The 25,014-nt window shown below is 40.4% G+C and carries 22 protein-coding genes; all 22 read right to left on the bottom strand.

Annotation, left to right across the window (positions count from 1 at the left end; all coding sequences use genetic code 11):
- Window positions 1-742: 742 nt before the first annotated feature.
- The 22 genes from F3G98_RS06205 to F3G98_RS06100 all read right to left on the bottom strand — a co-directional run bounded on the left by F3G98_RS06205 (window position 743) and on the right by F3G98_RS06100 (window position 25,013).
- The gene (locus F3G98_RS06205) at window positions 743-2,257 is read right to left on the bottom strand and encodes a 2-isopropylmalate synthase (protein ID WP_103608282.1); all 1,515 of its coding nucleotides are present in this window, start codon (window positions 2,255-2,257) and stop codon (window positions 743-745) included.
- A gap of 140 nt (window positions 2,258-2,397) precedes the next feature.
- On the bottom strand, window positions 2,398-3,129 hold the full coding sequence (gene pssA, locus F3G98_RS06200) for a CDP-diacylglycerol--serine O-phosphatidyltransferase (RefSeq protein WP_021086093.1): 732 nt from the start codon (window positions 3,127-3,129) through the stop codon (window positions 2,398-2,400).
- Window position 3,130: 1 nt separating this feature from the next.
- Complete coding sequence (locus F3G98_RS06195; protein ID WP_103608281.1) at window positions 3,131-3,748, bottom strand: phosphatidylserine decarboxylase; 618 nt, start codon at window positions 3,746-3,748, stop codon at window positions 3,131-3,133.
- Window positions 3,749-3,750: 2 nt separating this feature from the next.
- Window positions 3,751-5,676 carry an ATP-dependent zinc metalloprotease FtsH gene (gene ftsH / locus F3G98_RS06190; RefSeq protein ID WP_103608280.1) on the bottom strand — a complete coding sequence of 642 codons (1,926 nt, stop codon included), beginning with the start codon at window positions 5,674-5,676 and terminating at the stop codon, window positions 3,751-3,753.
- Entirely contained in the window at window positions 5,669-6,502 is an 834-nt protein-coding gene (locus F3G98_RS06185; protein WP_103608279.1) for a 50S ribosomal protein L11 methyltransferase, read from the bottom strand. Before F3G98_RS06185 ends, ftsH begins: the two co-directional genes overlap by 8 nt.
- A complete protein-coding gene (locus F3G98_RS06180; RefSeq protein WP_002939933.1) occupies window positions 6,502-6,867 on the bottom strand; it encodes a chemotaxis response regulator CheY in 366 nt (121 codons plus the stop codon). The genes F3G98_RS06185 and F3G98_RS06180 overlap by 1 nt, the downstream gene beginning before the upstream one ends.
- Before the next feature lie 63 nt (window positions 6,868-6,930).
- On the bottom strand, window positions 6,931-7,641 hold the full coding sequence (gene hisA / locus F3G98_RS06175) for a 1-(5-phosphoribosyl)-5-[(5-phosphoribosylamino)methylideneamino]imidazole-4-carboxamide isomerase (RefSeq protein ID WP_149725902.1): 711 nt from the start codon (window positions 7,639-7,641) through the stop codon (window positions 6,931-6,933).
- Entirely contained in the window at window positions 7,641-8,252 is a 612-nt protein-coding gene (gene hisH, locus F3G98_RS06170) for an imidazole glycerol phosphate synthase subunit HisH (RefSeq protein ID WP_103608277.1), read from the bottom strand. Before hisH ends, hisA begins: the two co-directional genes overlap by 1 nt.
- Window positions 8,249-9,145 (bottom strand): PDC sensor domain-containing protein, encoded by an 897-nt coding sequence (locus tag F3G98_RS06165; RefSeq protein WP_103573201.1) that lies wholly within the window; start codon window positions 9,143-9,145, stop codon window positions 8,249-8,251. Before F3G98_RS06165 ends, hisH begins: the two co-directional genes overlap by 4 nt.
- Window positions 9,146-9,147: 2 nt before the next feature.
- Complete coding sequence (gene pglF / locus F3G98_RS06160) at window positions 9,148-10,929, bottom strand: UDP-N-acetylglucosamine 4,6-dehydratase (configuration-retaining) (RefSeq protein ID WP_103608276.1); 1,782 nt, start codon at window positions 10,927-10,929, stop codon at window positions 9,148-9,150.
- Window positions 10,930-12,021 carry a UDP-N-acetylbacillosamine transaminase gene (gene pglE / locus F3G98_RS06155; RefSeq protein ID WP_103570226.1) on the bottom strand — a complete coding sequence of 364 codons (1,092 nt, stop codon included), beginning with the start codon at window positions 12,019-12,021 and terminating at the stop codon, window positions 10,930-10,932.
- Window positions 12,022-12,070: 49 nt separating this feature from the next.
- Window positions 12,071-12,661, bottom strand: a complete 591-nt coding sequence (gene pglD / locus F3G98_RS06150) for a UDP-N-acetylbacillosamine N-acetyltransferase (protein ID WP_149712111.1) — start codon at window positions 12,659-12,661, stop codon at window positions 12,071-12,073.
- Window positions 12,648-13,253: an undecaprenyl phosphate N,N'-diacetylbacillosamine 1-phosphate transferase gene (gene pglC / locus F3G98_RS06145; protein ID WP_148806340.1), complete on the bottom strand. Its 606-nt coding sequence runs from the start codon at window positions 13,251-13,253 to the stop codon at window positions 12,648-12,650. Before pglC ends, pglD begins: the two co-directional genes overlap by 14 nt.
- Window positions 13,246-14,361 carry a N,N'-diacetylbacillosaminyl-diphospho-undecaprenol alpha-1,3-N-acetylgalactosaminyltransferase gene (pglA, locus tag F3G98_RS06140; protein ID WP_149712110.1) on the bottom strand — a complete coding sequence of 372 codons (1,116 nt, stop codon included), beginning with the start codon at window positions 14,359-14,361 and terminating at the stop codon, window positions 13,246-13,248. The genes pglC and pglA overlap by 8 nt, the downstream gene beginning before the upstream one ends.
- Before the next feature lie 2 nt (window positions 14,362-14,363).
- The gene (locus tag F3G98_RS06135) at window positions 14,364-16,463 is read right to left on the bottom strand and encodes an STT3 domain-containing protein (protein ID WP_149725901.1); all 2,100 of its coding nucleotides are present in this window, start codon (window positions 16,461-16,463) and stop codon (window positions 14,364-14,366) included.
- Window positions 16,456-17,580, bottom strand: a complete 1,125-nt coding sequence (gene pglJ / locus F3G98_RS06130) for an N-acetylgalactosamine-N,N'-diacetylbacillosaminyl-diphospho-undecaprenol 4-alpha-N-acetylgalactosaminyltransferase (RefSeq protein WP_149725900.1) — start codon at window positions 17,578-17,580, stop codon at window positions 16,456-16,458. The genes F3G98_RS06135 and pglJ overlap by 8 nt, the downstream gene beginning before the upstream one ends.
- Window positions 17,577-18,620, bottom strand: coding sequence for a glycosyltransferase (locus tag F3G98_RS06125; RefSeq protein ID WP_149725899.1), 1,044 nt, complete (start codon window positions 18,618-18,620; stop codon window positions 17,577-17,579). Before F3G98_RS06125 ends, pglJ begins: the two co-directional genes overlap by 4 nt.
- The gene (locus tag F3G98_RS06120) at window positions 18,617-19,675 is read right to left on the bottom strand and encodes a glycosyltransferase (protein WP_149725898.1); all 1,059 of its coding nucleotides are present in this window, start codon (window positions 19,673-19,675) and stop codon (window positions 18,617-18,619) included. Before F3G98_RS06120 ends, F3G98_RS06125 begins: the two co-directional genes overlap by 4 nt.
- Window positions 19,672-20,604: a glycosyltransferase family 2 protein gene (locus F3G98_RS06115; protein WP_149725897.1), complete on the bottom strand. Its 933-nt coding sequence runs from the start codon at window positions 20,602-20,604 to the stop codon at window positions 19,672-19,674. The genes F3G98_RS06120 and F3G98_RS06115 overlap by 4 nt, the downstream gene beginning before the upstream one ends.
- Window positions 20,605-21,366, bottom strand: a complete 762-nt coding sequence (locus F3G98_RS06110; RefSeq protein WP_149725896.1) for a glycosyltransferase family 25 protein — start codon at window positions 21,364-21,366, stop codon at window positions 20,605-20,607.
- On the bottom strand, window positions 21,367-22,884 hold the full coding sequence (locus F3G98_RS06105; RefSeq protein ID WP_149725895.1) for an MATE family efflux transporter: 1,518 nt from the start codon (window positions 22,882-22,884) through the stop codon (window positions 21,367-21,369).
- Window positions 22,884-25,013: an STT3 domain-containing protein gene (locus F3G98_RS06100; RefSeq protein WP_149725894.1), complete on the bottom strand. Its 2,130-nt coding sequence runs from the start codon at window positions 25,011-25,013 to the stop codon at window positions 22,884-22,886. Before F3G98_RS06100 ends, F3G98_RS06105 begins: the two co-directional genes overlap by 1 nt.
- Window position 25,014 lies beyond the last annotated feature (1 nt).

The raw sequence follows: 25,014 nt of genomic DNA, 5'->3' as shown, positions 1-25,014 counted from the left end.
AATTTGAGCTAAGCTGTAAGCGAAGCCAAATTTTAGTAGTCAATTCTTGCGAGTGAATGGAATTTTAAAATTTGCAAAGCAACCTAATCAAATTTAAATGTTTGCCTCTTTGTTAAGGGGGAAGAGGCTTGAATTACGGTCTGCTTGCAGTTTGTGAGACAAAGCCCGAGTAAGACCCCCTTCGCACGTTAGAGGTGGCATGCTTCGGCACTTCGCACCGCATGCGGTTTTGCTACAAAAAACTCTATCAAATTTTAAAATTTCATGAACGAGTAATTTCGGCCATAAATTTGAGCTAAGCTATAGGCGAAGCCAAATTTTAGTAGTCAATTCTTAGGAGTGAATGAAATTTTAAAATTTGTAAAATAGTAAATTTATATTTTTGAAATCCAGATTTTAAATTTATAAACTCTTTTATCCAAAATGGAGACAAGGGGACTCAAGTTACGAGGCCGTCCTCTTATCCCCCTTTAAATCCCCTAAACCCATCGCACGTTAGAGGTGCATGCAATGGTGCTGGCACACTGCATGCGTTTGTATGTCAGTGGGCGTCAGGCAAATTTTAAAATTTCGTGAACGAGTAATTTCGGCTCTAAAATTTGAGCTAAGCTGCAAGCGAAGCCAAATTTTAGTAGTCAATTCTTGCGAGTGAATGGAATTTTAAAATTTGTAAAACGTAGTAAATTTAAAGAGTAGCTAAATTTAAATTAGCCAGCTGCAAATTTAGCAGCCAGCTAAAAATTTAGTTTTTATGGATGCGAAGGTAGCTATTTAGTGCACCGACATAGGCCTTAGCGCTTGCCATCATCGTATCGATATCAAGTCCGTGACCCATTACAGCTGTCTTGCCCTCAAATTCGACTTTTACATCGACCTTTGCAAGGGCATCTTTGCCCTGAGAAACAGCTGTGACCTTGTAGTCTTTGAGCGTGCCGTTAATGCCACTAATGCGATCAACTACCTTAAATATCGCATCTGCTGTGCCATTGCCAAGGGCTGAGTCGCTAACGATCTCGTCGTTGTGCCTGATACTCATAGAGGCACTTGCTAAGCTGCCACCGCTACTTTGAAGCAAGTCTGTGATCTCGTAAGCTTGCGGGATCTTGGTGATCTCCTCTGCAACAAGCGCTCTGATATCATCGTCAAATATCTCTTTTTTCTTATCTGCCAAGTCTTTAAATTTCTCAAACGCCTTATTAAGCGCATCGCTATCAAGGTCAAATCCAAGGCTAGCAAGTTTATCTTTAAACGCATGGCGGCCGCTGTGTTTGCCAAGAACGAGCGAGTTTTTCTCCAAGCCAATGCTCTCAGCACTGATGATCTCGTAAGTCTCTTTGTGTTTTAGCACGCCGTCTTGGTGGATACCACTCTCGTGCGCAAAGGCGTTTTTGCCAACGATCGCTTTGTTTGGCTGTGGCTCGATGCCTGTGATGCTAGCGATCAGTCTTGAAGTCGGATAAATTTCTTTTGAGATGATGCCTGTGTAAAGCGGCGCAAAGACGTCCTGACGAGTTTTTATAGCCATCACGATCTCTTCAAGCGCAGCGTTTCCAGCGCGCTCGCCGATGCCATTTATCGTGCCTTCAACCTGCCTTGCACCAGCTTTTATAGCAGCTAGTGAATTTGCTGTTGCCATGCCTAGATCGTTGTGGTTATGCACCGAAACTACCGCTCTACCACCTATAAATTTTACTATTTCGCTGATGCGAGCCGTGATCTCCTCTGGATACAAGTAACCAACCGTATCTGGGATGTTTATGGTTTTTGCTCCTGCATTTATCGCTGCTTCGCAAATTTCTTTTAAAAAGCTCATCTCGCTTCTGCAAGCATCCTCGCAACTAAACTCCACATCATCGCAAAATGTTTTTGAGTATTGCACCGCCTCAACTGCACGCCTGATCACCTCATTTGGGCTCATTTTTAGCTTATATTGCATGTGGATCGGACTTGTTGCTATGAAGGTGTGAATTCTTTTGTTTTTTGCTGGAGCTAATGCCTCGCCAGCTGCCTTGATGTCACGCTCAACCGCACGTGCAAGCGAGCAGACAGTGATGTTTGAAGCTTGCTTTGCGATCTGATTTACCGCGTCAAAGTCCCCTGGACTTGCAGCTGCAAATCCAGCCTCCATCACATCTACACCAAGCCTTTCAAGCTGAAGTGCGATCTGAAGCTTTTCAGCTGTGTTCATAGAAGCTCCTGGGCTTTGCTCGCCATCTCTTAAAGTCGTATCAAAGATTATAATTTTATTTTTATCCATTTTTTGTCCTTTTATGATTTTTTATATTTAAATTTAATGAGTTAAGTAAAGAAGAATTTGCTACCTAAGTAGCAGCAGTAGAGAGTTTTTGATTTCAATTTTTGGTAAAAATTTACGCGATTTTATTATGCCATTTTCGCTCATTCGCTCTCCTTTTTTTTGTGATTTTTGCTAAACATTATAGCCGCTCTAATAATACCATAAAGCACATAAACACTCATTACTAAAGTTGCGCTCTCGAATGGATATAGATAAAGCATAGAAAAGACAACTACAAGTGCTACTAAAATTCGTATAACATGAGTTTGTTTTAAATTCATCTTTTTAAAGCTTGGGTAGCGGATATTACTAACCATCAAGATAGCTAAAACTGCTTCAAGCAATATCAAGCACCACTCAAAACCCTCTAAGAACGTGTAGTCTACATAAATGCCGATCCAAAGCACACTGACAATCGCTGCTGATGGTATAGGAAGTCCGATGAAAACATTTGGTTCGTATGTGCCGGTAGTGACGTTAAAACGAGCTAGTCTAATAGCTCCAAAGACTACAAACATGGCTGCTATTAGCGCACCAAATCTGCCAAATTTTGCACCAACTGTTAGATAAAATAAAATCGCTGGAGCCACACCAAATGCTACAAGGTCCGCAAGGCTATCAAACTCCACTCCGAATTTGCTTGTAGTCTTTGTAAGTCTTGCCACGCGTCCATCAAGTCCGTCTAAAATCAGTGAAAGAATGATGTAAATAATAGCTTTAAAATAGTTCCCCTGAATAGATGAAATAATGCTTATAACGCCCAAAAAAGCGCTTGCTGCGGTAAATAAATTTGGCAATATATACATTAACTGCATTTTTTGTATGCTATTCATTTTATTTTTCCTCTTCAAAGTATCCAAGAAGTGAAGCAGCTTTAACACTCTCACCAACACTTACGCAAATTTTAGTATCTCTTGGCAAGTATAATATCACTTCGCCGCTTCCTAAAAAGCCAAATTTTCTAGAGGCTTTTAGACTGGTAATGTTATAAATTTCTAAACTTCTACTAAAAACTCCAGCTATGATCTTCATAGCAAATTTGATATTTCCTTTTTCAAAACGAATTATCGCTCTTTCGTTTAGCATCTCTGAAATTTTCATAGCCTGGCATAAAAAGAGCCCATGCCTTTTTTTAACTTCAGTGACGTTAGCATCGCTTATAGCTCTTAGCGTACCTACGCCAAAAAATGGCTTTGAGATAACTATCTTAGCTACCTCTTTATCATCAAAATTTGAAACGCTGATCTCTTTTATCTTACCATCTATGGGCGAAAGTAAGGCTAATTTATCATCAGTAAAAGGCTCTCTTTCAGGGTCTCTAAAAAAATATAGAGTCAAAAGAAGCAGTGCTAGAAAAAATAGTGGCACAATACCAAACAATGCAGATATAGCAAATAAAATCAAAAAGAATAATATAAATTTATACCCTGCTTTTGCGATGTAGCCACTCATTTTTATTCCTCTTTTTTGCCTTTTTCCTCTTCTTCAAGCTCTACAAGCCTGCTTTCAAGACCATTTTCTTCTTCGTAGTTTTTGATGATCTCTCTAACTCTTTTTCCCTCGATAGTCTCTTCTTCATAAAGTGCCGAAACCATGTTTTCAATGGCGCCTTTATAAATTTCAAGAAGACCAAGCACAGCTGTATATCTCTCATGAAGAAGTGCTTTTACAAACTCATCAACCTTTTCAGCCATCTTGTCGCTATAGTCTTTTATGCTTTGTCCACCATTTAAAAATGTCGCGCGTTGCTTTTCAAGCACCATAAGACCAGCAACATCGCTCATACCATACATACTAACCATAGCTTTTATGATATCAGTTGCACGCTCTAGATCGTTGCTAGCTCCAGTTGATATCTCTTTTATAAATACCTCTTCAGCAGCCCTACCAGCCAAAAGCACATCCACTTCTGCAAGCAGTTCATGCTTTTGCATCATAAATTTATTCTCTTCAGGCGTATTTAGTGTATAGCCAAGCGCTGCAAGACCGCGTGGCACGACTGAAACCTTTGTCACTCTTTTTGCACCTTTTGTTAGCTCAGCTATCAAGGCATGGCCGCTTTCATGGTAAGTGACTATCTTTTTCTCTTTTGGATTTACACGGCGTGATTTTTTCTCAAGGCCGGCTATCGATCTCTCGACAGCCTCCACTAGATCAGCCTGCTCAACAAAAGTCTTTGACTTACGTCCTGCAAGAAGTGCCGCCTCATTTATGATATTTTCAAGATCAGCACCTGCTAAACCAGTAGTAAGCCTTGCGATATCCTCGATATTTACATCTTTGCCGATTTTAACATCTTTCATATGGACTTTTAAGATGTCACAACGTCCTTTAAAATCAGGCTTATCAACAAGCACTTGTCTGTCAAATCTACCCGGTCTTAAAAGCGCAGCATCCAAAACTTCAGGTCTATTTGTAGCAGCTATAACGATGACTGGCGACTTATCTGCATCAAAGCCGTCCATCTCAGAAAGAAGCTGATTTAGCGTCTGCTCCCTCTCGTCATTGCCACCCATCGGACCAGAATTTCTGCTCTTACCGATCGCATCGATCTCATCTATAAATACAATCGCTGGAGCCTCTTTTTTAGCATTTTCAAAAAGGTCTCTAACCCTACTTGCACCAACGCCAACAAACATCTCTATAAAGCTTGATGCCGACATAGAGAAAAATGGCACGCTAGCCTCGCCTGCAACAGCTCTCGCAAGAAGCGTTTTACCAGTGCCTGGAGGGCCAACTAGCAAAATACCTTTTGGGATTTTAGCTCCAAGTCTTAGATATTTATCTGGGCTCTTTAGATAATCAACTATCTCTTGAACCTCTTCTTTTGCCTCTTCAACGCCTGCAACATCGTCAAATTTAACTTTTGGTTTTTCAGAATTTATAAGCTTTTTTGCACTTCCTATACCTAGTATGCCACCGCCGATATTCTTTTGCATGCGACTAGCGATAAACATCCAAATAGCAAAAAATATAAACACCGGTATGATCCATGAAAATATAAGATCTCCAAACCAGTTATTTTCGCTATAAACGCTGTAAGTTATGCCGTTTTGCTCAAGTATGCCAATGAGCGTTGGATCATTTATGCGCTTTGCGAGGTAGATGGTTTTGTCATTACCAACGCCTTTTATCGTGGTTTCAGATATCGCAACTTCATTTAATTGCTTATTCTTTAGCATATCCTTAAATTCAGAATAAGCTATCATCTTGCTTTGAGCATTGCTACTAAGCCCAAAAGTACCGCCTAGTCCGTCGCCACTAAAGCTTCTAAAAGCTAGAACTATAACTATCGCAAAAATAGCAAAGATAAAGATGGGATTTTTGTTAAAAAACCCGTTATTATCGCCATTATTTTGGTTATTATTTTGATTATTCATCCATTTCCTTATAAACAAAGCTAACCCAATCATTAGCCTGTTTTATCTCAACTAGCTCCAAATCCTTAAACGTATCTTTAATCCTATCTTCGTATTTATTCAAAATTCCAGACAATACTAAATAGCCGCCCTTTTTAAGCGATTTTTTCAAGTCATTTGAGAGCATAAAAATGACATCAGCAATGATATTTGCTACGACGATATCATATTTTTGCTCTAAATTTGCAATAGAACCTGTCCAAATTTTATTAAATTTAACCTCATTTAGCTGGGCATTACTTTGAGAGCTTTGCGTGGCCTGCTCGTCTGTATCGCAAGCATCGACCTTGCAGCCAAGCTTTGCTAAAGCTATGCTTAATATCCCGCTTCCGCATCCCACATCTAAAGCGCTATCGCCACTTTTTGCATATTTCTGTAAAAGTTGCAAGCAAGAATTTGTGCTTTCATGGTGCCCTGAGCCAAAGGCTAGAGCTGGGTCGATTATGATATTTGTTACGCCACTAAGTGGCTCTTCCCAGCTAGGTCTAATATAAATTTTATCAACCAAAATAGGCTTAACTGCCTTTTTATATTCGCCTAGCCAGTCTTTATTTTCTTTTAAGTTAAGAGAAATTTTTAAATCATTTGAAATTTTACGAACACTAGAGAGCCCTTTTACATACTCTTCGACACCCCAAGCTATATCTTTTAGATCATACTCTTCCCTGATGATGATCTCGTGATCTAGCTCTTCTACACAGGTGACCCCAAAAGAAAAAACTAACTCTAAAATTTCATCATAAAAATTTGATGTTTTGATGCTTAATTCGTAAAATTTATCTTTCATTAACCAAGAACGTCTTCAAGCTTCTCTTTTAAAACTTGTGGCGTAAAAGGTTTAACGATGTAGTTATTAACACCTGCCTTTAAAGCTGTTATAACCTCGGCTTTTCCGCCCTCTGTTGTTACCATTATGATAGGCATATCAACATATTTTTGCTCAGCTCTTACCTTTTTAACAAGCTCAAGACCATTCATCTCAGGCATGTTCCAGTCAGTAATAAGAACCTCAATACCCTCGTTTTGTGTCAAGATATTCCAAGCTTCAAGCCCGTGCTCAGCCTCGAGAATTTCTTGATGTCCTAACCTTTGCAAAGTATTTTTTATGATCCTTCTCATTGTTGAGCTGTCATCTACAACCAAAATCTTCACATAATATCCTTTTAGTAAAAATTGCCCTATTCTAGCTAATTAAAATTTATAAAAGCTTTAACGCTAGCCAACTTGTTTGAAAGCATCTTTCAAATCAAGTCGTCCCTCATAGTAAGCTTTACCAACGATCACACCAGCTATCTCTTTTGTCTCTTTAAGTACCAAAATGTCGTTTATATCGCTCACACCGCCACTTGCTATGGTCTCAAGCTTGCTGCTTCTAGCTATTTGCAAGCTAAAATCAACATTAACTCCGCCAAGCATTCCATCTTTGTTAATATCGGTGCAAATCACAGCTTCTACACCCACATCTGCAAATTTTTTTGCAAGATCGACTGCTTTTATGCTTGAAACCTCACCCCAACCTTGCACTGCCACATAGCCATCTTTGGCATCTATGCCAACTACGACCCTGTAAATTCCAGCCATTTTTGCTGTAAATTCTGGATCACGAAGGGCAACCGAGCCAAGGATTACCCTGCTAACTCCAAGGTCCAAATAGCGCTTTATACGCTCTTCATCTCTTATGCCGCCACCCACTTGCACTTTTAAATTTGTAGCTTTTACTATCTTTTCGATCGTGTTAAAATTTATAGCTTCTCCTGCAAATGCTCCATCAAGATCGACCACATGCAGCCATTTTGCGCCGTAATCTTCAAACCTCTTAGCAAGCTCGCTTGGCTCACTGCTATAAATTTTAGCGCTTTGCATTAGCCCTTTACTAAGTCTAACTGCTTGCCCCTCTTTTAGATCTATCGCTGGGAAAATTTCCATCACAACCTCGCAAAATTTTCTAAAATTTTAAGCCCAACCTCATGACTTTTTTCTGGATGAGGTTGAAAACCAAAGAGATTTTCATGTTGCACCGCGCTTGTAAATTCATATCCATAAGTTGTCTTCGCAAGCGCAAATTTATAATCGCAAACCACGTGGTAGCTATGCACAAAGTATAAATATTCAAGCTCTTTTAATCCTAATCTTAAAGGGCTATTTTGTTTAAAACTAAGCGTGTTCCAGCCAACATGTGGGATCTTTAGTGGCTTGTCAAATTTAGCCTCGTCAAATTTAACAACCTCTCCTGGCAAAAGAGAAAGTCCATCATGCTCGCCAAATTCAAAGCTCTTTTCAAATAAAAGCTGCATACCAAGGCAAATTCCTATAAAGGCTTTTCCACTTTTTACAGCCTCTTTTATCGCTTCATCCATGCCGTTAAATTTGAGCTTTTTCATCGCCTCGCCGAAAGCTCCAACGCCTGGTAAAACGATGTGAGAGTGCTCTTTTAAGCTCCCAGGCTCACTTAGCAAAACGCACTCATGTCCAAGAAATTTAAAAGCATTTATCACGCTTTTGATGTTGCCAGCGCCATAATCAATAATAGCGATCATCTGTTCTCTTGTCTTTTTACACTAAAGAGATAAAAGCTAAGTGCTGTCATCAGCATCGCCACTCCGCCTATTAGATAGATAGCATTTATGATATTTTCAGGTGCAGTGATAGCAAATTTAAAGACTAGCATAAGCGCTTCGATCGCAAGTGCGATGATGATGGAGCCGATAAATCTCACCATCGTCTTATAAATAACGCTATTTTCTTCGTGATTTTTACCTAAAACCTCTTCTTCAAATATCGTCTTAACAAGGTCAAAAATGGCAAGGGCCAGCGTTAAAATGATGGTTGATTCAAAAATTTCTTCGACATTTATATGCTCGATGCTCTTTGAGATAAAGCTCTTTACGCCGTGCCAAAATAAAAATGCGCAGATCATAAAAAGCGATGCACAAAAGAGCGCATAAACTGTCTTTAAAAATCTACCAAAATGCTCCTCGACAAAGCCGCTATCGACCATATTTAGGATATTTTCTAGGCTTATGTCGATGCAAGCGATAAATTTAAGCTCATTTTTTTCATTATAGATAGGCACGCTTGCTGTGACGCATAAACCTCCATTTAGACTTGATGGATATGGATCACTTAAAACACACCTTTTCTCGCGCACAGCGGTGTAGTAGTAGGCTTTATTTGCGCGGTTTTCGCCTTTTGGGATTTTATACTTTTCATTTAGGCTGATCGAGTCTTCGATTTGTATGCCATTTTCATCTAAGATGTATAGTGCGTCAAAATTTTCTATCTCGTGGCTAATCTTATCAAAGCCAGCTTTTATGTTTTCTAAGCACACTCCAGGCAGTCTGTTTGGCAAATTTCTACTAAATAAATAGCAGATATACGCCCTTGCCTTATATCTCGTGTCACTAAATCTCTTAATATCTTTTATAACCAAAACTAGCCTTTTAAATTTAATGCATGATTAAACTCTGGCACGATCACCTTAAGAGCAGGCGCCACCTCGTCATCTTCAAGCTGCAAAAGCCCATTTATCTGTGAATTTAAAAGGGTTAGATCATAAGGCTGTGAGTGTGTCACGAAGATCGACTCATACTTAGTTTGAACGTCATCTTTGTTGATCAGTAGCTCCTCATAAAGCTTCTCGCCAGGTCTAAGCCCCACAAATTCAATGCCTAGATGCTCTTTATTTGAAAGCAGAAGCATCTTTTTAGCAAGATCAACGATCTTAACTGGCTCACCCATATCAAGCACGAAAAGCTCTCCACCTTTTGCGATAGAGGCTGCTTGAAGGACTAGCTGACACGCTTCAGATGTAAGCATAAAGTATCTTGTGATCTCTGGGTGCGTGACGCTTAAAGGCTTGTTTGCAGCGATCTGCGCCTTAAATTTAGGTATGACTGAGCCACTTGAGCCAAGGACGTTACCAAAGCGCACACAAACTATCTCGCAGACACCTGCTTCGTTTGAATTTAGCGCATAAAGCTCGCAAACACGCTTAGTTGTGCCCATGATATTTGTTGGGCGCACAGCCTTGTCTGAAGAGATCATGACAAATTTCTTAGCACCATATTTTTTAGAAAGATCGACTGCATTTTTTGTACCAAGGATGTTGTTTTCAACTGCTGAGCGAGGATTTAGCTCGCAAAGTGGCACGTGTTTGTAGGCTGCAGCGTGGATGACGATCTCTGGTCTAAATTCCTCAAAAACCTCTTCAAAGTCTTTTAAATTTGTGATATTTACAAGCTTGCTAACAGTTCTTTTATCTCTTGTATCTTCGCCTATTTTATAAAGGTTAAACTCACTGTGCTCGACCATTATGAGCTCGCTTACGCCATATTTCAAGCACTGCTTACAAATTTCGCTTCCTATACTACCGCCAGCTCCAGTGACAAGCACTTTTTTGTCTTTTAAGAAATTTGAAATGGCTTCTGGATTAAGGTCTTTTGGCTTTCTAGCGAGCAAATCTTCGATCGAGATATCTTTGATCGGCTCATTTTCGATAAGCGAAAAGAGCTTCATATCTCTTATGCCATATCCAGTCAGCTCATCAACTAAAGCTTGAAGCTCGTCTTGATCAAGCGCTAGTGCGATGATAGCAGTCTTTGCGTCGTAGTCTTTTATAAGGCTTGGTATATCTTTTTTATCTTGAACTAAAAATCCATCGCAATATGTGCCAACAAGATCGCTTCTACCATCTACCACGCCAACTGCGTAGTAGTCAAGATAGCCCTGCTTTAAGCCACGTAAGACGTGAAGCGCCTTTGAGGTCGCGCCTATAACGATACAAGGCTCGCCCTTGTGAGGTCTGTTTGAAAAGTCAAGCACCATACGCTTTGAAATTCTCAAAAGCCCGATAAGTAGGCATGAGATGAGAAGGTCGATAAAAATGACGCTTCTTGGGTAAGGATTTAAAAAATCTTGTATGATGAAAAATACGATCGTAAATAAGATCGCCGCACAAACGTGAGCTAGGAAAATTTTACGAGCTTCATTTAAGCCAAAAAATCTCCATGGCACCTTGTAAATTTTAAACATCCACATAAAAAAGAGCTTAAATACGATCAAAAATCCAGCCGTTACAAAAAGCCCTTGCACGTAGATATCTGGGATGTCGGCGTTAAATCTTAAAAGATATGCCACATATATCGAAAAAACAAATATAAAAACATCGCCAAGAAGGAAAAATACGAGCCTTTTTAACTTCGTTGCATGAAACATTTACGCATTATCCTTGACTATTTTTATCACTCTTTCTTGTGTCTGCTCGCTCATATCGCTGCCGCTTGGCAAGCAAATTCCTCTTGAAAATAGGTCTTCACTATATCCATCAACAAAGCTTAACGCACCTTTAAAGACAGGCTGCAAGTGCATAGGCTTCCAAAGCGGACGGCTCTCGATGTTTGCATCAGCTAGCGCTTTTATAACCTTTAAATGTGCATCTTTTTTAGCAAAAACGCCAGTTGTGAGCCATCTGTTTCCACGAGAATTTGGTAGCTCTGGCATAAATTCTAAAATATCGCCAAGCTCTTTTTCATAGATATCAAAGACCTTTCTCTTTTGCTCGACTCTTTTTTCTAAAACTTCCATCTGAGCCACGCCAATAGCGCCTAGAACGTTGCTTAAGCGGTAGTTGTAGCCATAGTCTTTATGCTCATAGTGAAGCAAAGGCTCTCTTGCTTGCGTGCTGTAAAATCTAGCTTTTTCTACAAATTCGCTATCTCCAACTAGCATGCCACCACCTGAAGTAGTGATGATCTTGTTGCCATTAAAGCTATATCCGCCCATCACGCCAAATGTGCCAAGTGCCTTGCCGCCGTAAAATCCACCAAGTGCTTCAGCTGCGTCCTCGACCAAAGCGATGCCCTCGTTTTGGCAAATTTCACAAATTTCTTTCATCTTTGAAGCTTGTCCATAAAGATGAGTGACGACTAATGCTTTTGGCTTTTTAGGTAAATTTGAGATCGCTTTTTTAAGTAGCTCTGGGCTTAAATTCCAGCTCTCGTCGCTATCTATAAAGACTGGAGTTGCCTTTTCATAAAGTATCGGCGAGACTGAAGCCATGAAAGTAAAGCTAGAAGCTAGCACAAGATCGCCCTCTTTTACGCCAAGGACGCGAAGTGCTAGGTGAAGTGCCGCAGTTCCAGCGCATAGTGCAAGCGCATCTTTGGCGCCAGTATAAGCCTTTATGCTATCTTCAAATTTATTGACATATTCGCCAAGTGGCGCTATGTAGTTGCTTTCAAAAACTTTTTTTATATATTCTTGCTCTTTTCCACTCATATTTGGTGGAGATAAAAAAACCCTATCCATTTTCATACCTTTCGTGATTTTTTGGCGATTTTAGCACTTATTTTTAAATTTATATCTTAGCACGCTCGCATGCAGGCACGCCATACGCCTTTATGCCATCTTTTATATCTCTAATGACCACGCTTCCAGCGCCGATAATGCAGTTTTTACCGATGCTTATGCCTTGAATGACGCTTGAGCCAATGCCAACGTGCGTAAATTCGCCCACGCTCACATTTCCAGCAAGGGCTGCATTTGGGCTGATGTGAGCAAATTTACCTATCACGCACTCATGCTCTATCACTGCGCCAGAGTTTATGATAGTGCCCTCTTTTATGCGAGCTTTTGCGTTTATCACGGCATTTGGCATGACCACTACGCCTTTTTCTATCACAGCACTCTCGCTCACGACCGCACTTTTATGGATCAAATTTACTATCACAAAGCCAGCAGCCTCTACTTTTTGGCTGATCTTTTGCCTTGTTTTATTATCACCTATGGCTATTATGATGTCAGCTTTTTCAAGCTCCGGGCTAAATTTACGCTCGCTAGCATCGTCTAAAAAAGCTATCTCATCATAGCCATTATCTCTAGCGATGTCAGCGATCACAAGCCCATGCCCACTCGCTCCGTAGATGTAAATTTTCTTAGTTTTTGCCATTAAATTTCTCCGTCGTCGCCTGCCCCTCTTTGCTGACACCACTTCGTTTTAGCACCTTTTCGATGGTCTGCAAAGCGATCTTTACATCAAGCATAAAGCTTAAATTTTTAGCGTAATAGACGTCGTATTCAAATTTTTTCTCCCAGCTTATGGCGTTTCTGCCATTTACCTGCGCTAGACCCGTGATACCTGGGCGCACGTCGTGGCGATGCTTTTGCGTTTCGTTATAGATGGGTAGGTACTCGACCAAAAGCGGCCTTGGTCCGATAAAACTCATATCACCTTTTAGCACGTTAAATAGCTGTGGCAGCTCATCGAGACTAAGTGAGCGGATCAGCTTACCAAATTTACCAAGACGCTGCTCATCTGGCAAAAGCTCGCCATTTGCGTCACGCTCGTCGCTCATCGTCTTAAATTTATAAATTTTAAAAATTTTCTCATTTAGTCCTGGTCTTGCCTGCGTAAAAATGACATCACGGCTTACCTTAAAATAGATAAAAATCGCCGTTGCTATGATGATGGGCGATGTTAAAATGAGCAAAAACAAAGCCCCCAAAATATCAATCACTCTTTTAAAAAAATTTCTATACATCTATAAATTTCCTATAAATTTCTATATATCTTTTTGCGATTTGCTTCTCGTCAAACTCACTAACTGCCCAGTCCCTGCCATTTTGCCCAAGCTTAGCGCAAAGCTCCTCATCATCAAGTAAAATTTTTATCTTACTAGCTAGATCACTTGCGTCTTTTACCTTACATAAAAGCCCGTTGTAGCCATCTTTTATAGCTTCATTACAGCCTGTCACGTCACTTGCAACGACTGCTTTAGCCATGCTCATCGCCTCTAAAACCGTTCTTGGAAAGCCCTCTTTGTAGCTTGGCAAAGCCAACAAGTAAGAAGCCTTTAAAAGCTGTGGTATGTCGTTTCTAGCGCCAAGATATCGCACCTTGCCACCTTTTAAAAAGCTCTCATCTGCAGTTGATTTATTACCAGCAAAGCCCTCGCCCACAAAGACAAATTCGCAGTTTTTATAGCCATTTAAAATTTCTGCTGCCTCGTAAAATTCACGAACACCCTTGTGCCACATGGCTCTGGCGATCATGAGAACCACCTCTTTTTCACCCAAGTCCGCCGCCTGCGTGATAGCTGGGTCAAATTTAGCAGTATCGACGCCGACACTTTTTATGCGATACACTTTGCTTTTATCTATCAAATTTCTAGAGATCAGATAGTCTGGATCCGCGTCATTTACGAAGATGCAAGCATCAGCTTTTGCAAAAGAGAGCTTATAAAGGCTCTCCATGACAAAACGCACGGCCTTTGTCTTCATATCATCATCAATATAAAAGCTACCAAGGCCTTCGACCAAATTTATCACGTGCTTTATGCCAGCATTTTTAGCAGCAAACGTGCCAAAGACATTTGACTTGTGAGCGCCAGTTTGCAGCAGGTCTAAATTTAGCTCTCCTAAAATTTGAGATAATTTTTTTGAGTTATTTATCACGGTTAGCGGATTTATGCTCGCCTTATCAAGCTCGTAGGTGACACTATGAAAGCTTTTAGCAAGCTCATTAGTGAAATTTCCTTTTGGAGCGATAGCAAAAACCTCATGCCCCATATCTTTTAAAGCCTGCATGATAGGGCGTCTAAAAAAGTGTATGCTCATATCAGCGTGGCTTAAAAATCCTATCCTTGCCATCTCTACCTCTTTAGCCTATAAACTTTTGCCGCCCCGTCAAGTATGACTGGCTCAAAGACCTTAGGATCGTATCTTTCAAGCACGAAAAGCTGGATGTAGGCGCTATTTAAAATGCTCTCATCAAGGATGATAAATCTACCATAATCCCTCATAAAAATGACAGAAATATTTGAGCTTTCATTATTTTTATACTCTTTTACATTTAGCTTGCCAGCCTCGTTGTAGTCAGTCTCTATGAAAGATCTTAGTGGTAAGACATTGCCATCATAGATCAAATTTGTGACATCACTTGTTAGAGTAAATCCACCACTTAGCCTAATGCCCTTTTCGCTTTGCGAGATCGCTCTAGTGGTGATAAAAAGTCCGTTGTTTAAATTTTTACCACTTTTTAGATCAATCTTGCTAAACTGCAAAATGGTCGGGAAGATGCTAAGCATCCTATCTGGCAGGTAATAATATATCTCTCTGCTCTTTGCTGGCAGGCTAAAATTTGCCTCTTTTATCTCACTAAAAAACTGATCAACGCTTAAATTTCTATCTTTTAAAATTTGAGCCAAGTTGCCATTAAAGTGCTCTTTGAAATTTCGCTCAGTGTATTCTACATCGAGCCTTGCCATATTTGCCGAGCTCATCTCGTCGCTTCCAAGCGCAAAGCTCACGGCAAAATTTTCACGTCCAAGGTGCTTTCCGCCGTCAATTAGCGTCTTAACATCGCTGTAATATCTAATCGGATATCCATAGTCCCACCACGCAAGCACGTAGTCTTCGCGTCCTGCGATGCTTTTTAGCTTATTTAAAATTTCAACCTCTTTATTTACAAAGACTGGCTCAGCCTTGTAGCCATAGATGTGAATGAGCGCTGGAGCAAGCACTAGGGCTGCTATGAATGCTCTTATGAGATTTAAAACGGCCTCTTTTAGCTTTAAATTCGCAAGCACGAACTCCACTAAGTAGCCAAAGCCAAGTGCCATGATAGGCACGGCATAAATGGTAAATCTAAGGCCGCTTTTAAAGGCTAAAAAGCCAAGTGCGAGCATACCAAGCGAGACGGCAAATGAGCGGTGTTTAAAGCAAAAAAGAGCAACGCCTGCAAGCGAGATCAAAAATGTGATGACGTTTGCGCTGATCCTCTCACAAAATAGCGTAAAATCAACGACGCTTGACTCTTGGATAGTTTGATTGACATTAAAAAAGTGAAAGCTCATGCCGCCAACTTCAGGCGCATCTCTAAAGACGTAAAATTTAAGCTGAAAGATTATCGGATTTAGCCCGCCACGGATGACAAAAATAACAAAGATAACCGCCAAAACGCCAAGAGCAATTTTTAAATTTATCACCTCTTTTTTAAATAGGCAAAGTGCATAAATAACGATAACAGCGATAAATTTAAGAGTTAGATCAAGGTTTGAGATAGCGAGTAAAAGCAAAGAAATTTCAAGGTAAAAAAGTGGATTTTTCCTATCAAAAATGAGCGTATAAAGTAAAAATAGCCCAGTTAAAATGCTAATAAGCGAAAAGGCGCTCATATACCACCACATATAGATAAGCACGCTTAAAGGTGCTATTATCAGGCTCTTTGCGTCCTTTTTCTCAAGCACTCTAACAAGCCCCCAAACGACAAAGACGCTAAGCGGGATGATGAGCATGTCGGTGTCGTAGTAACCAGCCATCGTGCGGTTGTAGTAGCTATTTGCGATCACTGCAAGAAGCGCAGCTATAAAGCCAGCCATTTTTATTTTGTATTCATTTGCGATCAAGATAACAGGCACAGCCACAAGCGACGAGAAAAATACGCTCATATAAATCATCGCCGTCTCTAGCTTGACGCCTAGAAATTTCACGATCCAGTAAGTAAGTGTTGAGAGCGGATAGCCGTAGTAGCTAAGGTCGTTTTCTTGGTGAAAGCCAGCCAGCATATCCCTTGCACCCTCGGCAAATGCGTAGCCGTCGTTTGTGCTGATCATCAGCTCGTTGTTCCAGAAAAATACCGGATACTCGCTCGCCCAAAAGACCCAGTAAAGCCTGCAAACCATGCCAAAGATGACTGCAGCAAATATCATAAGGTATAAAGAGTAATTTTTAAAAAACAAATTTCTATTCATTAGGATTTTCCAAAAAATTTATAAGCTTGCTCGCTATATTTTCACTATCAAAAAATTTAGCCCGATTATACGCAACATTTTCAAAATTTTGCCTTATTTCTGGCTCGTTAAGCACTTTTATCATCGCCTCTTTCATCGCATTTTCGTCATCAACAGGCACTAAGATGCCAAACTCGCTCTCACCCAAAAGCTCCTTTGCGCCGCTCTTGTGCTCAGTTGAGATGATAGTTTTTTCGCACGCAAGCGCTTCAAGGAGGACATTTGAAAAGCCCTCAAAACGCGAGGCACAAAGCAAGCAAGAGGCGTTTTTTATATGCCTAAAAGGGTTTTTATCAGTGCCAAGAAGCTTTACTCGCTCACCCACGCCAAATTTGTCTATCAAATTTTGCAGCTCATCTTTTAAAGGCCCTTTGCCAAGGATGCCAAGCGTGGCGCGAGGGTCACTAATCGAAGCGATTATTTTTATTAACATGGCTTGATTTTTACCGCTATCAAGGCGGCCTATGTTTATGAAAAATGGCTTAAAGTCGTCATCAAGCGGCTCATCTTTTAGCAAATTTATAGTTTTTAGATCAAGGGCGTTATAAAGCACCTTTGTTTTTGCTTCACTCATGCCAAAATTTCGCACCAGATCCTCTTTGTTGCCAGCTGCATTTGCGAGGATTAGATCAGCTTTTTTATAAAGATGAGTGAGTAAAAATTTATTAACTCTGCCGCTTAGATCGTTTTTATATAAGATCGACGGGCAGCTTCGCTCGCTGATAACTAGCCTAGCCTTTAGCCCTAAAATCCTAGCGACCCCAGCTATATAACAAGGGCGGTTCATCAGCACAAACTGCGTGTCGATGCCTAGGTTTTGACAAAGATTTTTATACTTAAAGGCAAGCATTGGCATCGCTAAAAAGAGCCTTGCAAGCTTCTTTAGTCCGCTCTCGTAAGGATCGCTATTTTCTATAAAGTGGATCTGCACCTCGCTTGGGATCTCGTAAGCGATGACTTTGCTCATTAAGATAAGATGAACTTCATAACGCTTGACCAAAAATGGCAGCAAATTTGCCACATTTCGCTCAGCCCCGCCAGGCCCCATCGAGTATAAAAAAACGGCTAATTTTTTCACTTGCTAACAACCTTTTTTATAAATTCTCGCCACTGCTTGATGATATTTTCTTTGCTAAATAAATTTGCACTTTCGCTGGCGTTTTTTGCTAGTTTTTGCCTTAAATTTTCATCTTTTAAAAGCATCTCAAGCTTCTCTTTTAGATCATTTGCGTCGCCATTTTTAAAGATAAGCCCGTCCGTGCCGTCATTTATAAGCTCCCTTGCACCCACGGTGTCGCTACTTAGCCTAGCGCAACCAAAAGCACCTGATTCTATTAGCACATTTGAAAGCCCCTCGCTTCGTGAGCTAAGAGTAAAAATTTTTGCCTCGCTATAAAGCTTGCTAACGTCGCTCATGTGGCCTAGAAATTTGACGTTAAGCCCTAAATTTGACGCCATTTGCTTCAGTTCGGCCTCTTGCCTACCACTGCCTGCGATCTTTATCTCCCAGCCATCAAGCAAGCTCTTATCCACCTTGCTAAGCGCCTCAAAATAGAGATCATAGCCCTTTACCGCCTCCAGCCTAGCCACGCTTAAGATGACATTTTGCTTCTCGCAAATTTCAGGCACGTCGATAAAAAGTGGGTTGTGGATGATCTCGCGGTTTTTGACAAATTTATAGTAGTCGTAGTCACTTTTACTTAGCACGCTTAAGCCATCTACAAATTTATACGAAAAGTCACGCATAGCGCTTGCGATTTTGCTTTTTAAGTAGCTGTGTTCGTGGTGCTCGGTTGCTATTAGTTTGCTCTTTAGCCCAGCATTTGCCAGCACGCAAGCGACGTTTGTCCAGTCGATAAAGCTCATTATCAGATCAGCCCTTTGCTCTTTAAAAAGCGCTCTAAGAGCGAGGATTTTTTTAAATTTTAAAGCGAGTCCTGAGCCAGTGACGTTAAGGTTTATGATATTTATTTTTTCACTAAATTTATAAAGCCCAAGGTCCTCTTCAAGAAGAGCGATAGTGATCTCATTGTCTTTGCAAAGCTCGTTTGCAAGCACGTTTAGCACGCGCTCGGCTCCACCATTTCTAAGTGCGGCTATGACAAAAAGAATTTTCACTTCACACCTCCAAGCTTTAAAAGCTCCAGCCATTTTTTATAAATTTGCTCCACACTAAACTCATCAAGCCTAGCCCTTGCATTTTTAGCAAATTCGCCCATTTTTGCCTCATCTTGCAGCATTTTTGCAAGCTTTTCGCTCATCTGCCCAGCATCATTTATCTCGCAAAGCAAGCCATCAAAGCCATCTTTTATAAGCTCTTTTGCCCCGCTAGTTTTTGTCGCAACCCGCACGCAGTCATAGTTTATCGCCTCTATCAATGTGTTTCCAAGACCCTCGAAATTTGAGCAAGAAAGCAGCACCTTTGCTATTTTATAAAGCGAGGCGATGTCGCTTACATTGCCTAAAAACTCCACCTCTACACCCAAATTTTTAGCTAAATTTTCTAAATTCAGCCTCTCGCCGCCATCTCCAGCGACAGCAAATTTATAGCCACTTTGCTTTAAATTTGCAGCCACTCTTATAAACATTTCGCAGTTTTTTATCTTATTTAGCCTGCCAACAAAGATGATTAAATTTTCTTTATCAAAGCTCTCGCTTCGCACCTCTTCAAAGAGTGGGTTGTAAATTTTCATCACATTTTTGCAAAATTTCGAGTAATAGCCAAGATCCTCGTCGCTTAAGACACTAAGTGCGTTTGCAAATGGATAGCTAAGGCGTCTTAGCACCTTAAAAATGGCTCTTTTTGGCGCAAGGTAGTTTGTGTGCTCACTTATGATTATAGGCGTTTTTAGTCCAGCTGAGCTAAAGAGCACCAAGGTATTTACGGCGTCTAAAAATGATATCACAGCGTCAAATTTGCCCTCTCTTATGAGCGCTCTTAAGGCAAGCACCTTTGAAACTCTCTTTTTTAAATTTCCAACCAAGCCAAGCTCGTCAGCCCCAACGCCTAAATTTATGAGCTTCACGCCACTTGCCAGCTCGTAAAATGGCTCGTCCTTGTCAAATTTAACAAGGCTTACCTCGTGATCCATGCTAAATCTTGATGCGATCACCGCGCAAACTCGCTCTGCACCGCCACTTCTAAGCGTTGATGTGACAAATAAAACCTTCATACGCCAAACCTTTGTTTTATCTTTACTCTAAACTTTGAAAGTGCTGGTAAAAGCCCGCTTGGAAGCGGGCTAAGCAGTAAGAAGATAAGCGCTTCTTTACTAAATTTAATGCTTAAACTTTTAAAAATACAGCTTAGCATCAGCCCATATTCGCCTGCTATTTTGGCGTAGTAAGCGGCGTTTTTATACTGCATAGCTAGAAATTTTGGCTCATTTTTTATAGCGATATCGTAATGCAAATTTGCTGTTTTTATATAGGCGTTTGCGACGTTTAACGCGTGTTTGCCGGCATTTAACGTCGCACTATCACTTCTTGCGATGCGGTAGATGTAAAGTGGCTTTTTAAGATAGAAGACATTTTTTTCAAAAAAGCGGATATAAAGCTCGTTTTCGCCGCCAAAACTACTCTCATCAAACCTAAAGCCGTCTATAAATTCACGTGAAAAAAGCTTAAAATACTCGCCATTTATCCGCCCGCAATGATAATCAACCTTACTCATCGCCCCACTCTTGCCATACGGGCTTCTACCAGCCACGACCTCGGTCATCACGCCATCTTTTTCGCAGATCGCGTCTGCAAAAACGCACGAATACTCGCCACTTTTTAAAATTTCATAGCACTGGGCAATCGCCTCTGGCAAAAGCTCGTCATCATCGTCAAGTAAGCAGATAAACTCGCCTGTTGCGTTGTCAAAGCCGTTATTTTTGTTGCCATTTGGGCTCTTTTTGTGAGCGCTGTTTTTTACAAATTTGATCCTTGCGTCGTTAAAACTCTTGCAAATTTCACTCGCACTCTCGTCATCGCCGTCATCGGTTACAACTATTTCTAAATTTTTATAGCTTTGAGCTAGAGCGCTTCTTATGGCCTTTTTTAAAAGCTCTGGACGCTTGTAAGTCGCGGTTACGATGCTGATTAATGGCTCGCTCATTTAGCCCCTTTTAAAAATTCTCTCATAGCCTTGAAGCTTTTCAAGCCGTGAGAAAAGTATAAATTTAATTGTCTTGATATAGGCTTTTAAATTTGCGCTGTATCCTCTCTCAAGGCGCTCGCCCTCGATGTTTGAGCCACTAAGATCAGTTGGATGCGCAAAAAGGTCGCAAAAATACATCTGCATATCATTAACGCTAAGCAAATAGTCCCAAACATCGGTCGTACAAAGCGCACGTTTATGAATTTCAAGCAAATTTTTAGCGCTTTTTTTAGTTAGCACATAAGCCCCTGCTCTATAAATGCTTGAAAATGAGTGCTTTGAGACCTGCCAAAGCGGCTTACTTAGGCTACTATCCACCTTTTTGCCAAAGGCGCTAAACCTGCCCTCTAGCCCATCTTGCATGCCACATATCAGCACGCTGTTTTCTGGTATCTTGCTAGCTGCTAAAAAGGCCTCTTTTATAGCCTGATCATCTCCTATCACATCGTCTTCAAAGATGAGAGCAAATTTAGCCTCACTTGCCAAAAACGCCTCGTAGGCTTTTACGTGCGAGAGCGAACAGCCAACCTCTGCTGGGCTTAAAACCTTGCCGTAAGCTTTAAATGATGGCGAGATGATCTTGTAATACTCCCTCGCGTTTAGCTCCCTGCCATCAACTGCGTCTATTAGCTTAAAGCTATCATAAGAGCCAAATTTCTGCTTTAAAAGCTCGCGCCTTTTGATATCTTTTGTCAAAGAGATCAGATAAATTTCATTCATTTAAGACCTTTTAAATTTTTTTAAAATTTTACGCCAGACTATGCCTCGCTCGAAGGCATTAAAAAACAAAAAATATCCCAAAACATAAGCTGCGCCGGCGTATATCGCAGCAAAGATAGCAAATTTTAGCCAGTTATCTAAACTCACAAAGTCCTTGCAGGCAAACATCGCAAGCACGCAGAGCGCAAAAATGGCTAAATTTTTAAAATAAACCCCGTAAAATGTGGTGAGTTTCACCTCTAAATTTAAAGCAGCGTTTATGAGGTCAAAGCCGAGAATCCTTATGCTATAAAAAATGGCTGCGACGATGACGATGCCATAAACGCCGTAGTCACTAAATTTAAGCAGTGCGATCTGCGCTATGATCGTGCTAACGCCAAGGATAGTGTTGGCAATGGCTGGTCGGCGAAGCTTGTTCGTCGCGCTATCAAGGTTAAAAAGCGAAAAAACAAAGCTTATAAATACGATAGGCACAAGCGTGATCATCGAGACGTTGTAGATAAATTTAACCTCATCTGCGCTTTTAAAAGGTAGCCAAAGCGTGTAAAAATCAAGCCCAAAAACGACGAAAAATGCAGCTGGAGCGCTCATCACAAAGGCGATCACTTTCATCGAAAATTTAGCCTCTTTTATAAGGTCCGTGATCAAATTTTTAGAGTAAAGCTCGACAAATTTTGGCGCAAAGATACCGCTAAGCTGCGCTACAAAGCTCTCAAGTATGATAGGGGCGGCCTTGGCGACTGAAAGAAGGCCAGTGGCGTTTGCATTTACGAAAATGTTGCAGATAAATAGGTCCATGCCTGTTAAAAGTATGCGATTTAGCGCATTAAAGCTGTTCCAAATGCCAGAGCTTAGAAGCTCTTTGATCTTAGAAAAGTCAAATTTACTAAGGCTAAATTTTAGCTCTGGCGTGATGCGAGCTGACATAAAAATGGTGCTAAAAAAGACAAAAAGGCTAGCAACTAGCGCTGAAATGGCGATGTATGAAATGAACGGCTTAAAAAAGAAAAAGAGCGCCACGATGAGGGCTGCTAGGATCGCGCTTGAGATGGCATTTCTGATGGAGAGCAGGTAAAGCTTGTTTGTCACAAAGGCGCAGACCGTCAAAACGCCGTTAAATAGGCCGACGCAGAAATTTATAAAGTAAAAAACAAGGGTCATTCTCACATCAAAAAGTAAATTTTCAGGGACATTTAAAAAACTTTGCAAATTTAGTATGAAAACAGAGCTAAGCACCACGACAACGGCGCAAAAGAAGATATTTACAACAAGCACTGATGAGTAGTAGGTGTTTGCAAGGCTTAGATCTTTTTTATGCCACGCATGAGCGACAAAGCGGCCGCTCACTGAGTTTATGGCTACACTTACGACCGCTGCGTAGCTTACTATGGCGTTGCTAAGGCCTACAAAGCCAAAAGCCTCATTGCCAAGGCTTTTTAAGATAAATGGCGTAAGAAAGAAATTTATGCCCATTGATACGACAAAAACGACGATAGAGCTTATTAGATTGATTAACATTAGACTTTTAACCTGTAAATTTTTACACCACTTGAGATGACAAATGGCTCAAAGTATCGCTCATCGGCTCGCTCAAATATAAAAAGCTGCACAAGGGCTGAATTTAAGGCATTTTCATCAACTAAAACCACGCGCGCATAGTCCTCCAAAAACAAAACAGAGATTTTCGCCTTGTCGTCGATAGTTTTCTCGTCTATTTGCAGCTCTTTGCCAGAGCCTTTTATCTTATAAAAGGACTTTACCGCCACTTTTTCGCCGTTTTGAGTGATAAATTTTGGCTCTTTTAGTGGTAAGATATAGCCATTTCCAAGATCTATGCCAGCCTCGCTAACGCTATTTATAGGGCTAATGTAGTAAAAAAACTCCTCTTTTGGCCTCTCACCGCTCATAACATCAATGTAGCTATATCTAAAGATGTTTGGAGCGATATCTATCATATCTGGCACAAGATAGTAAAAAACCTCTTTTTTTGCCGCTGGCAGAGTGAAATTTGTGCTTTCAAGCTGGCTTAAAAAGAGATTTAGATCGCTTGTATTGTGATCTTTTAAAATTTCTTCTAGCACTCTACTCTTTTTCTCAAACGATATGTCGTTATACTCGCTCACTACTCTTGCAAGCTTAGCCGAGCTTGCCTCATCTTTTCTTAATGCAAGGCTAACAAAATAGCCGTTCTCACCGCCTTGCCTGCCAGGATCATTTAGTGTCTTAACATCAGCAAAGTATCTTACCGCATATCCATAATCCCACCACGAAAGCACGTAATCATCGCGCTTAGCAGCTTTTTTTAACTGATCAAGTGCCATTGCCTCATCGTGCGTGATCAAAGTATGCGGTCTATAAGAGTAAGCGATCTCTAAATTTGGAGCAAGCGCAGCAGCTGCAAAGATAAAAAAGGATAAATTTTTAAGAGAATTTCTAAGGTCAAATAAATTTAAAAAAAAGTGTAAGAAATACCCAAAACCAAGTGCAACAAGTGGCGTTACATACATGGCAAATCTAACTCCGCCAAATAGCGATAAAGCGCCAAGTCCAAGCAGTGGCAAGCTAAGTAAAAATGGTCGAAATTTAAAGCAAAGCGCTAGATATCCAACCGCTGCAGCTAGCAAAATAAGGATGTTTCCAGCCATGAAATAGACAAAATATAAAAGGCTAGCGCTTTTTACCTCATCAATTAGCGTGTATTCGCTTATAAAGTGAAATTTACTTGCAACCTCTGAACTGCTTTTTAAAACGTAACTGCCAATCTTTGAGATGATAAGATCAAAACCACCAAAATATATAAAAATAGCTAGCATAATAGCTAGAAAAATGCTTAAATTTCTAGGCGAAAGTAGTTTTTTATATTTGCAAAAAATGGCGTAAAATGAAGCAATGACCGCTAAATTTAAAATCAAAATTTTATTTGCAATGAGTGGATCTTTTGAAAAAATATTAAAACTAACGATGCTTATAAACATAAAAAATATCGCTTGGTAGTTTTCTATCTTGTTTCGCATAAAAGCAAGCGTGTAGATAAAAAAGACAAAAATGATGCTTAAAATAAGAGCATAAGAGCTTTGATACCACCAAAGATAAAGTGATAAAAAAACTCCAGGCAAAACGATAAATTTTTGTTCATTTGCATTTAAAAGTCTGATCAAAAGATAGATGATAAAAAGCGCAAATGTGACATTTAGCATATCGCTATCAAAGTAACCAAGCGACGTTCTTACAAGATAGCCTGGCAAGATAACGCTCATAAATGCCGCCACAGCCCCAGCTTTTAGAGCTTTAAACTCATTTGATATCAAGATAACTGGAAGCGCGATAAGGGGTGCTAAAAGCGCACTCATATAAAACATCACGCTTTCGATCTTGAAAGGTAAAATTTTACAAATATAAAAAACTATTGTTGAGATTGGGTGATTAAAGGGGCTAAAGTCATTTTGCTGATGAAAGCCAGCAAGCATATCTCTGGCGCCCTCTGCGTAATAGTATGCGTCATTTGTCGTAAGCATAAATTCGCCGTTAAAGTAAAACTCTGGCATATCCTTTGCCCACAATACCCAAAGCATCCTAGCTGCAAATCCAAACAGATAAGCAGCCAGAAAGATAAGTAAAATTTTACAATTTATGCTTACTTTGTGCACT

The sequence above is a fragment of the Campylobacter concisus genome (assembly GCF_902460895.1).
GTDB classification, from domain to species: domain Bacteria; phylum Campylobacterota; class Campylobacteria; order Campylobacterales; family Campylobacteraceae; genus Campylobacter_A; species Campylobacter_A concisus_BC.
The sequence above is the reverse complement of the archived record's forward strand: the minus strand, read 5'-3'. Positions and strand labels throughout refer to the sequence as shown.

Excerpts from the sequence above, each read along its gene's own strand:
- F3G98_RS06205 (WP_103608282.1), bottom strand. The coding sequence starts at position 2,257 with ATGGATAAAAATAAAATTATAATCTTTGATACGACTTTAAGAGATGGC.
- pssA (WP_021086093.1), bottom strand. The coding sequence starts at position 3,129 with ATGAATAGCATACAAAAAATGCAGTTAATGTATATATTGCCAAATTTA.
- F3G98_RS06195 (WP_103608281.1), bottom strand. The coding sequence starts at position 3,748 with ATGAGTGGCTACATCGCAAAAGCAGGGTATAAATTTATATTATTCTTT.
- ftsH (WP_103608280.1), bottom strand. The coding sequence starts at position 5,676 with ATGAATAATCAAAATAATAACCAAAATAATGGCGATAATAACGGGTTT.
- F3G98_RS06185 (WP_103608279.1), bottom strand. The coding sequence starts at position 6,502 with ATGAAAGATAAATTTTACGAATTAAGCATCAAAACATCAAATTTTTAT.
- hisA (WP_149725902.1), bottom strand. The coding sequence starts at position 7,641 with ATGGAAATTTTCCCAGCGATAGATCTAAAAGAGGGGCAAGCAGTTAGA.
- hisH (WP_103608277.1), bottom strand. The coding sequence starts at position 8,252 with ATGATCGCTATTATTGATTATGGCGCTGGCAACATCAAAAGCGTGATA.
- pglF (WP_103608276.1), bottom strand. The coding sequence starts at position 10,929 with ATGTTTCATGCAACGAAGTTAAAAAGGCTCGTATTTTTCCTTCTTGGC.
- pglE (WP_103570226.1), bottom strand. The coding sequence starts at position 12,021 with ATGGATAGGGTTTTTTTATCTCCACCAAATATGAGTGGAAAAGAGCAA.
- pglD (WP_149712111.1), bottom strand. The coding sequence starts at position 12,661 with ATGGCAAAAACTAAGAAAATTTACATCTACGGAGCGAGTGGGCATGGG.
- pglC (WP_148806340.1), bottom strand. The coding sequence starts at position 13,253 with ATGTATAGAAATTTTTTTAAAAGAGTGATTGATATTTTGGGGGCTTTG.
- pglA (WP_149712110.1), bottom strand. The coding sequence starts at position 14,361 with ATGGCAAGGATAGGATTTTTAAGCCACGCTGATATGAGCATACACTTT.
- F3G98_RS06135 (WP_149725901.1), bottom strand. The coding sequence starts at position 16,463 with ATGAATAGAAATTTGTTTTTTAAAAATTACTCTTTATACCTTATGATA.
- F3G98_RS06120 (WP_149725898.1), bottom strand. The coding sequence starts at position 19,675 with ATGAAGGTTTTATTTGTCACATCAACGCTTAGAAGTGGCGGTGCAGAG.
- F3G98_RS06115 (WP_149725897.1), bottom strand. The coding sequence starts at position 20,604 with ATGAGCGAGCCATTAATCAGCATCGTAACCGCGACTTACAAGCGTCCA.
- F3G98_RS06110 (WP_149725896.1), bottom strand. The coding sequence starts at position 21,366 with ATGAATGAAATTTATCTGATCTCTTTGACAAAAGATATCAAAAGGCGC.
- F3G98_RS06105 (WP_149725895.1), bottom strand. The coding sequence starts at position 22,884 with ATGTTAATCAATCTAATAAGCTCTATCGTCGTTTTTGTCGTATCAATG.